This window comes from Flavobacterium sp. (assembly GCF_013823965.1).
In the GTDB taxonomy this organism is placed as follows: Bacteria; Bacteroidota; Bacteroidia; order Flavobacteriales; family Flavobacteriaceae; genus Flavobacterium.
Genome location: NZ_PNNA01000073.1, coordinates 1 through 10,056 on the forward strand (window position 1 = coordinate 1; position 10,056 = coordinate 10,056).

5 protein-coding genes and 1 pseudogene are annotated in these 10,056 nt (G+C 37.1%); all 6 read left to right on the top strand.

Going from position 1 to position 10,056, the window contains the following annotated elements:
- A partial coding sequence (locus C0430_RS08260) for a glycogen/starch synthase (protein ID WP_290867982.1) occupies positions 1–766 on the top strand: 766 nt, incomplete at its 5' end.
- A 21-nt stretch (positions 767–787) separates the two neighbouring features.
- Complete coding sequence (locus C0430_RS08265) at positions 788–2,446, top strand: DUF4270 domain-containing protein (protein ID WP_290867985.1); 1,659 nt, start codon at positions 788–790, stop codon at positions 2,444–2,446.
- A gap of 9 nt (positions 2,447–2,455) precedes the next feature.
- Positions 2,456–4,303 carry a glutamine--fructose-6-phosphate transaminase (isomerizing) gene (gene glmS / locus C0430_RS08270; RefSeq protein WP_290867989.1) on the top strand — a complete coding sequence of 616 codons (1,848 nt, stop codon included), beginning with the start codon at positions 2,456–2,458 and terminating at the stop codon, positions 4,301–4,303.
- Positions 4,304–4,561: 258 nt separating this feature from the next.
- A complete protein-coding gene (locus C0430_RS08275; RefSeq protein ID WP_290867992.1) occupies positions 4,562–7,432 on the top strand; it encodes a TonB-dependent receptor in 2,871 nt (956 codons plus the stop codon).
- A gap of 34 nt (positions 7,433–7,466) precedes the next feature.
- Positions 7,467–8,993, top strand: a complete 1,527-nt coding sequence (locus C0430_RS08280) for a G-D-S-L family lipolytic protein (RefSeq protein ID WP_290867995.1) — start codon at positions 7,467–7,469, stop codon at positions 8,991–8,993.
- Between the two features lie 250 nt (positions 8,994–9,243).
- Positions 9,244–10,056: pseudogene (locus C0430_RS08285) on the top strand (F0F1 ATP synthase subunit beta); the annotation flags it as partial.

Here is a 10,056-nt window from a genome sequence, read left to right on the forward strand (position 1 = left end):
ACCTTATCTAGCTGAAAATGAGGTGTCTTTAATGTCTTATGAAGTGCCAAAAATGATCAATAATCAAGGAGGGCAAATAAGAATTTTTATGCCTCGTTATGGGAATATAAACGAGAGAAGGCATCAATTGCACGAAGTAATTCGTCTTTCGGGAATGAATTTGGTCGTAAATGACCTGGATATGCCCTTGATAATAAAAGTTGCTTCGATACCAAAAGAAAGAATTCAAGTCTATTTTATTGACAATGACGAATATTTTAAAAGGAAAGCCACATTTACGGACGAAGAAGGTGTAATGTTTCCGGATAACGACGAGCGAGCCATATTCTTTGCAAAAGGAGTTGTTGAAACCGTAAAAAAACTCAATTGGGTTCCAGATATTATTCATGTTCATGGGTGGATGGCAGCAATGTTGCCTATTTACATGAAACATTATTATAAAAATGAAGCCTTGTTTTCGGAAACAAAAATTGTAACTTCCATATACAGTCAGTCTTTTGAAGGCGCTTTAGACAAAGAGATGATTCATAAGGTTGCCTTTGACGGTGTGCCAAACGAAGCTATTCAAGCCTTGGAAAATCCTGATTACGAAAGTATCATGAAAGTCACCATCAGCCATTCAGATGGGGTTATCGTTGCCTCGGATAACCTGTCTCCAAGTTTAACAAAATTTATAGAATCTTCAGGAAAACCTTTTTTACCTTTCGCCCCGAAAGATAAATTCGCAGATGCGTATTCAAATTTTTATAAAACCTTTGTTCTATAAATTAAACATTTTCTAGTAAACATGCACAAAAATTCTTTTTTTAAGCCCTTTTTATTTCTTGTAAGTATCCTTCTTTTCGTTTCTTGTGACAAAGATTATAATGAAATTGGAGATACTTTAATTGGCGAAAATCATTTTGATTTAGGTAAATACACTTCAAGTGTAGTGGCTTATAATGAAAAAATAGCTCCCATTCAATCGGAAAATCTTCCTGTAAATGCTCTTGGGATTTATGATGATCCAGCTTTTGGAAAAACCACGGCTAATTTTGCAACTCAATTAGTATTGGCGAATGAGAATCCAGAAATAGGAGCCAATGCCGTAATCGACAGCGTGTATATTGAGGTGCCTTATTTTGTGGATGCCACAAAAACAACACCAAAAACAACCGGTGGAAACACGTATGAGTTAGATTCCATTTATGGTGCACCTTTGGCGAAAATCAAGCTGAGCATTTTTGAATCAGGTTTATATATGAGGGATGCGGATCCAGTTGGGGGATTTCAGGAAGCACAGAAATATTTTACAAATCAAAACACGGATTTTGACAACCTTAAAGTTGGCACTCGTTTGAATGATGATGCCGATAAGGCTCAAAATGATAAATTTTTTTATAATCCAGCACAACGCAACCTTACCACTACAGATGCTGCCGGGAAAAAAACCAATGTTTATTCCGCTCCGGCAATGCGTTTGAAATTGAATTCAACTTTTTTCGATTCCAAAATCATTCATGCTCCATCGGGTAAATTGGCAACAAACGATGTTTTTAAAGAATATTTTAGAGGATTGTATTTTAAAGTGGAGCAATCAGACACAGACCCCGGAAGTTTAGCAATGATGAATTTTGCAAAAGGTACAATTACCATTAATTATAAAGAAGATTTATCTACAACAGTAGGAACGGTGGTTACCGTAACAAGAGTGGAGAGATCAATAGTTCTTAATTTGACAGGAAGCACAACAAGTAAAGTCAATACGGTAAGTTTATTGGAAAAAAGCAATCCTAATTCCGTTTATGAAACTGCCATAAATTCACCAGACAGAAATCTTGGCGATGATAAATTGTATTTAAAAGGAGGCGAAGGTTCATTGGCCGTAATAAAACTTTTTGGGCCGGATTTATTTGGTGCAGACGGAGTAACGGGCAGCCCAAATGGAGTGGCTGACGAATTGGACATTATTCGAAAAAACGGCTGGTTAGTAAACGAAGCCAATCTTGTTTTTAATATTGATGCCAGTACAATGGCCAATAGTTATGAACCACAAAGAATTTATTTGTATGATTTTAATAACAGTCGTCCAATTATGGATTATTATCTTGATGCAACAACTAGTTCAACTGTCAAAAAATCAAAGTTGTTGTTTGATGGAAACATAAATAAAGATGCTACATCAAAAAGAGGACTGACTTATAAAATAAGGGTTACAAATCACATTAGAAACTTAATCAAACACGCCGATTCAACAAATATTAAGTTGGGACTTGTGGTTACTGAAGATATTACTGTTTCAAATTCCAGTAAATTGAGAACATCAAATGCGTTTCTTTCGCAGGCTCCAAAAGCAAGCGTCATGAACCCGCTAGGAACGGTACTTTACGGAGGGAAATCTACATCGTCAAATCCTCTTGAAGACAAAAGATTGAAACTTGAAATTTATTATACAAAACCTAATTAACCTAAAAATATGTGTGGAATAGTTGGATATATCGGTTACAGAGAAGCGTACCCTATAGTAATTAAAGGATTAAAAAGACTTGAATACAGGGGATATGACAGTGCAGGGGTTATGTTATTTGATGGAACTGACATAAAACTTTCCAAAACAAAAGGCAAGGTTTCAGATCTTGAAGAGAAAGCTTCAAAAGAAATTTCTACCAATGGAACTATTGGTATTGGGCACACCCGTTGGGCAACTCATGGTATTCCAAACGATGTGAATTCCCATCCACATCTTTCTAATTCAGGTGATTTGGCAATAATTCATAACGGAATTATCGAAAATTATGCACCACTAAAAGAAGAATTAATAAAAAGAGGCTATCTTTTCAAATCGGATACGGATACGGAAGTCCTTGTAAATCTTATCGAAGAAGTACAAAAAAAAGAAAAACTAAAATTAGGAAAAGCAGTTCAAGTGGCACTTAACCAAGTTGTTGGAGCTTACGCAATTGCTGTTTTTGATAAAAAAAATCCCGATGAAATCGTGGTGGCCCGTTTGGGAAGTCCATTGGCAATAGGAATTGGAGAAGGCGAATATTTTATAGCATCAGATGCGTCCCCATTTATAGAATACACTTCAAATGCCGTTTATTTAGAAGACGGTGAAATGGCCAATATCAGGTTGCATAAAGAAATGAAAGTGCGAAAAATTAAAGATGATTCTTTAGTAGATCCTTATATTCAAGAACTCCAAATGAACTTGGAGCAAATCGAAAAAGGCGGTTACGACCACTTTATGTTGAAAGAAATATACGAACAGCCTAGCGTTATAAAAGACACATACAGAGGAAGACTGCATGCAAATGAAGGAATTGTTCAAATGGCCGGTGTTGAGGATAATTTAGAAAAATTCCTGAATGCAGAAAGAATCATCATCGTGGCTTGCGGCACTTCATGGCACGCAGGATTGGTTGCGGAATATGTATTTGAAGAGTTTACCCGAATTCCGGTAGAAGTTGAATATGCCTCGGAGTTTAGATACAGGAATCCAATAATAAACTCACGTGACGTTGTAATTGCCATATCTCAATCCGGAGAAACTGCCGATACAATGGCCGCCATAAAACTGGCTAAAGAAAAAGGAGCATTTGTTTTTGGAGTTTGCAACGTGGTAGGATCTTCCATTTCGAGAGAAACACACGCAGGCGCTTACACACACGCAGGTCCAGAAATTGGAGTGGCATCTACAAAAGCATTCACCACACAAATAACGGTATTGACCATGATAGCCTTGCGTTTGGCAAAAGCAAAAGGAACCTTGTCTACCCCAGATTTTCATAGGTATTTGCAAGAATTGGAAATCATGCCTGAAAAAGTTAAAGAGGCATTGGAAACCAATGATAGAGCCAAAGAGATTGCCACCGTTTTTAAAGATTCCCATAACTGCTTATATTTAGGTAGAGGGTATAATTTCCCGGTTGCTCTGGAAGGTGCTTTAAAACTCAAAGAGATTTCTTATATCCATGCCGAAGGTTATCCTGCTGCCGAAATGAAGCATGGTCCTATCGCATTGATTGATGAACATATGCCGGTTATTATCATTGCTCCCAAACAAGGACATTATGACAAAATTGTGAGTAACATTCAAGAAATCAAATCCAGAAGCGGCATCATTATAGCCGTAGTGACCAAAGGAGACAAACAAGTGCGCGAGTTAGCTGATTATATTATCGAAATTCCAGAAACATCCGATGCATTGTCGCCACTAATTACAACCATACCTTTGCAATTATTGTCTTATCATATTGCTGTTATGAGAGGATGTAACGTTGATCAACCCCGAAATTTGGCAAAGTCAGTTACTGTTGAGTAAATGATTTTCATATATTCCTAATATAAAACGAGACTTTTAAGTCTCGTTTTATATTAGGAATGCATAATTATGCGGCCCTATTTTATATGCAAGCATAGTAAATCGTAAATTTTTAACTAAATCATTACCATTAATTTAAGATAATGAGCTATATATGATTATTAAGGAATTATTGAATATTAAAATAATAATATGTTTTTTTATTAATATCAAAAATATTTGTACTTTGGCGGCATTAACTAACAAAATTTAACCCAAATGAGAAGCTATTTACTTATTTTGTCATTGTTTTTTTGCGGCATTTCTTTTGCTCAAAATACAATCACAGGTTCCGTTACGGAAAGTAACAACCAACCTATCCCCGGTGCAAACATCAAAGTGATTGGTGATAAAGCTGGAACAGTCACAGATGCTGATGGAAAATTTACTTTGATTTCATCAAAAAGCCTCCCTTTTACAATTGAAGTAACCAGTTTAGGGCATGAAACTAAAAAAGTTAACATTGCTTCAAACAATCAAAATGTAAGCATAAAACTTAATGACGCACAAACTGCATTAAGTGAAGTGGTGGTTTCTGCATCAAGAACTCCTGAGCGAGTTTTGGAATCTCCAGTTACCATTGAAAGAATGGGTATCAAGGAGGTGAAAAGAACGGCTTCTCCTTCCTTTTATGATGGATTAGAAAACCTGAAAGAAGTACAAATGAACACCAGTAGTTTGACTTTTAAATCCATAAACACCCGTGGTTTTGCAACAGTTGCCAACACCCGTTTTATGCAATTGGTTGATGGAATGGATAATTCATCTCCATTGTTGAATTTCGTGTTGGGGAATATGATTGGTGTTTCTGAAATAGATGTTCAAAGCGTGGAATTATTGCCTGGTGCTTCTTCTGCATTGTATGGTGCAAATGCTTTCAACGGAATTATGTTTATGAACAGCAAAAGCCCGTTTACTTATCCGGGGATTTCAACTTATTTGAAATATGGCGCAACCAGCCAAGAAGCAGCCGGAACAAACAGTTTTTATGATTTTGGGATAAGAATGGCTCATGCTTTCAATAAATATTTTGCTGCAAAAGCCAATTTTACTTATATGGATGGAACCGATTGGTTTGCTACCAATTATAACGACAAATACCGTCAAGGACAAGGAATAACAAGAAGCGACGTGAATTATGATGGGATAAATGTTTACGGAGATGAAGCTTCCACAAATTTAAAAGGGGTTGGACAATCTCTTGCTGACTTGGGTTTAATTCCGGCTTCAGCGGTTAACTTGCTTCCAAATTATAATGTCAGCAGAACAGGATACAATGAAGTAGATTTGACAGATAACAAAGCCAGTAATACAAAAATGGATTTTTCATTTCATTTCAGACCATTGGGAGACGAAAGATTGGAAGTGATCTGGCAAAGCAAGTTTGGTTATGGAAATGCGGTTTACCAAGGTGCCAACCGATATTATCTGAACAACTTTTTTATGCAACAACATAAATTAGAATTAAAAGGAAAAAACTTTTTCTTGAGAGGTTATACAACTACTGAAGATGGAGGCCAATCCTATGACATGCTTTTTACGGGACTTAACATAAACAGGGTTTGGAAAGATGATAAAACATGGTTTGGGCAATATGCAGGAGCCTATGTTCAATCAACATTGGCGGGACAAACACCAGAAAACTCACATTTGATTGCAAGAGGTGTTGCCGATACTGGCAGATTAATCCCTGGAACACCTGGTTTTCAAAATGCTTTTAACCAAGTAATTGCTAATCCAGATGTGTTGTCAGGTTCGAAATTGGTAGATAATTCCAAAATATACCATTCAGATGCCAATTATAATTTTAAAGACCTTATTAAATTTGGAGAAATTCAAGTAGGTGGTTCTTACAGACAATACCAATTGAATTCTCACGGTAGAATCTACACGGATGATAATGGGCCAATAAATTATAATGAATACGGTGTTTACACACAGTTACAGAAAAAATTTATGGAAGACAGATTTAAATTTACAGGATCTGTTCGTTATGATAAATCTAAAAACTTTGACGGAAGTTTTTCTCCAAGAATATCGTTAGTGTATTCTGGTGGAGAGAAAAAACAACATAATTTCAGGGGTTCTTACCAAACAGGTTTTAGAAATCCAAGCACCCAAGACCAATACATAGGTTTCAATGTTGGAAACGCAGTATTAATAGGTTCTGCTCCTGACAACTTGCTAAGATATTCTGAAACAAGACCAGTGGCAAATGGAACTCCGGCAATCGGACAAGTTTATGCAGGAGGTTCTTCAGTAGTCATGACGGGTGTTAATGCTTACCAAAATTCATACACATCGGCATCAGTTGCTGCATTTGCTGCATTTGCTGCCGCTAATCCTGGAAATACGCCTGGAGCAGCTGCATTGTTGAAAAAAACGAATGTTGGTTATGTGAAACCAGAAGAAGTACAAGCATTTGAACTTGGTTATCGTTCGCAAATTAATGATGTTAATATTGATATCAATGGATACTATAATATTTACAATAACTTCATCGGGAACTTGACTGTTGTGGCTCCATTGTATGGAACGGCTAGCGACACATTCAATTTTGCACAAGGCGCTCCAACTTATGTTACCAATCCTGCTGTTCAAACTTTACACGCATTGGCAAACGGAAATTATAGAGCTTATCAATTATACACGAATACTTCTTTGGAAATTCAATCATTGGGTGTTGGAATAGGACTTTCTAAAAGAATGTTTGGCACTTATGATTTTGGGGTTAGTTATAATTATGCTGACTTTCAATTTGACCAAGCAAAAGAACCAGGTTTTGAAGCGGGTTTCAACACGCCAAAACATAGAGTTAAAGCTTCTGTTGGCAATGACAAATTGTTCGAAAACTTTGGATTTAATGCCAGCGTAAGATGGAATAGCGAATATTTATGGGAATCAACAATGGTTGATGGAATGATAGATTCTGCTACGGTTATTGATGCTCAAATTAATTACGGAATTCCAAAACTAAAATCTGTAATTAAAATTGGTGCAGCAAACATTGGAGGTAAAGACTATACTCAAGTATTGGGAGCTGGAGCAATAGGGCAACAGTATTTTGCTTCTTGGACATTGAATCCGTAATTAAATCAGTCAACAAAATCAAAAATATAAGAAAATGATAAAAAATTTCAAATGGTTACTATTGGTTTCTTTAACCTTTGTAGCATGTAATAATAATGACGGTGAAGCAATAGTTTATGATTCATCAGACGGGTTGCCGTTAACGGCTGGAACGGCAAATTTCTCTAAATTTGTAGCCTTGGGAAACTCATTGACTGCGGGTTATTCAGACAATGCCTTGTTTGTAGATGGTCAAAAAGCTTCTTATACCAACATAATGGCCCAACAATTTAAATTAGTAGGTGGTGGAGAATTTAAAATTCCATACATGGCTGATAATATTGGTGGATTTAAAATCAATGGGACACAATTTTCAGGACCAAGATTGTATTTTAATGGTACGGCTCCTGTGCCGGTTACGGGAATTCCAACAACGGAAATTCTTAACCCGGCAATAGTTACGGCCGGTCCTTACAACAACTGTGGTGTTCCGGGTGCCAAAAGTTACCATTTGTTATCGCCAAGCTATGGTAGTGCAGCTGGAATTTCTTTAGGGACTGCAAATCCATATTATGTTCGTTTTGCAACAAATGCTTCCACGTCTGTTTTGGCTTATGCTATGGCTCAAACACCAACTTTCTTTTCACTTTGGATTGGGAACAACGATGTTTTGGGTTATGCCACAACTGGTGGTGATGGCTCAAATCCTATAACGCCTTCTGCGGGAGTTGCAGGAGTTGGATTTGATGCGACCTACGATGCATTAGTTAACTCATTAACCTCAGCAGGTGCAAAAGGAGTAGTCGCAAATATTCCTTATGTAAACACGGTTCCTTTTTTTACGACAGTACCTACTAATCCAGTGCCTTTAAATGCTGCGCAAGTAGGGCAATTAAACCCTTTGTTTGGGGCGATGAACAGTATGCTTGCGGCAGCAGGACAACCGGCTCGTTTCGCCACATTAACAGCGAGTGCAACGAATCCTCTTTTAATAGCAGATGAAATGTTGGCTTATGATGCAACGGCATTATTTACGGCTGCATTTCAAGGAGCTCCATTCAATTATCCATTGGCAACAGCCGGATTTTTAGGGGCATTATACGGGAAAGCACGTCACGCAAGCAACGCAACAGCTTCAAAAGATTATATATTGCTAACGGCTTCGAGTTTAATTGGGGCTACCCAACCAGGATATCCTGCTACTAATAATACTATTGGAGTAACTTTCCCAATGCAAGACAACACGACATTGACAGCTAGTGAAACAGCATTGGTAAAGGTTGCAACAGACGCTTATAATGCAAAAATTAAAAGTGTGGCAACTGCCAAAGGTCTCGCTTTTGTTGATGCTAATGCCTTGATGACCCAAATTGCAAATGGTGGAATTTCAGCTAACGGATTTACGGTAACAAGTGCATTTGTGACAGGTGGCGGTTTTTCAACTGATGGAGTTCATCCATCTCCAAGAGGATATGCATTGATTGCCAATAAATTTATTGAAGCCATAAATACTAAATACGGCTCAAATCTTAAAGGAGTAAGCCTTGAAAATTATAGAATTTTATTTCCAAAGGCACTTTAAAATTTTTAAAACTATTTATTTATAAAACCATCACGGCAACGTGGTGGTTTTTTTTGGTTTAAGAAATTTTCTTTATTGATTCATTCATTAATGAGCCGTCCATCTCAATTTTTCCTATTTTTTTATAAAAAAAGTATTGATTTTTATATTTTAAAAAATTACCTTTGCGCACTGAAAAAGCATACAGTCGATTAGTTTCGATTAGCTGAACTTCATAAACCTAAATAGCTATTTAATAAATACATAAGCAATGTCAAAAGTAATAGGAAAAGTTGCCCAAATCATCGGACCAGTTGTCGATGTAGTTTTCAACGGTAAAGATGTTGAACTTCCAAAAATTTATGATTCATTAGAAATCACAAAAAAAGACGGAACTTTATTGGTTCTTGAAGTACAATCTCACATTGGTGAAAACACTGTACGTACCATCTCTATGGACTCTACAGACGGTTTGAGCAGAGGTTATGAAGTAGTTGGAACAGGAGCTCCAATTCAAATGCCAATCGGTGCAGATGTTTACGGACGTTTGTTTAACGTTATTGGAGATGCCATTGATGGTTTAGGAAACTTGCCAAAAGCGGGTGAAAACGGAATGTCTATTCACAGAGCGGCGCCAAAATTCGAAGATTTATCAACTTCATCTGAAGTTTTATTCACGGGTATCAAAGTAATCGATTTGATTGAGCCTTATGCAAAAGGAGGTAAAATTGGATTGTTTGGTGGTGCTGGTGTTGGTAAAACTGTATTGATTCAGGAGTTGATTAACAATATTGCAAAAGGTCACGGTGGACTTTCTGTATTCGCAGGAGTAGGAGAAAGAACACGTGAAGGAAATGACTTGCTTCGTGAGATGTTGGAGTCAGGAATTATTAAATACGGTGAGGAATTCATGCATTCCATGGAAAATGGAGGATGGGATTTGTCTAAAGTAGATATGCCAGGAATGAGAGAGTCTAAAGCTACTTTCGTTTTCGGTCAAATGAACGAACCTCCTGGAGCTCGTGCTCGTGTGGCACTTTCAGGATTGTCCATTGCGGAATATTTCCGTGACGGAGCAGGTTCA

Bases quoted from the DNA above. Each gene is read 5' to 3' on its own strand.
- C0430_RS08265 (WP_290867985.1), top strand. From the start codon at position 788: ATGCACAAAAATTCTTTTTTTAAGCCCTTTTTATTTCTTGTAAGTATC.
- glmS (WP_290867989.1), top strand. From the start codon at position 2,456: ATGTGTGGAATAGTTGGATATATCGGTTACAGAGAAGCGTACCCTATA.
- C0430_RS08275 (WP_290867992.1), top strand. From the start codon at position 4,562: ATGAGAAGCTATTTACTTATTTTGTCATTGTTTTTTTGCGGCATTTCT.
- C0430_RS08280 (WP_290867995.1), top strand. From the start codon at position 7,467: ATGATAAAAAATTTCAAATGGTTACTATTGGTTTCTTTAACCTTTGTA.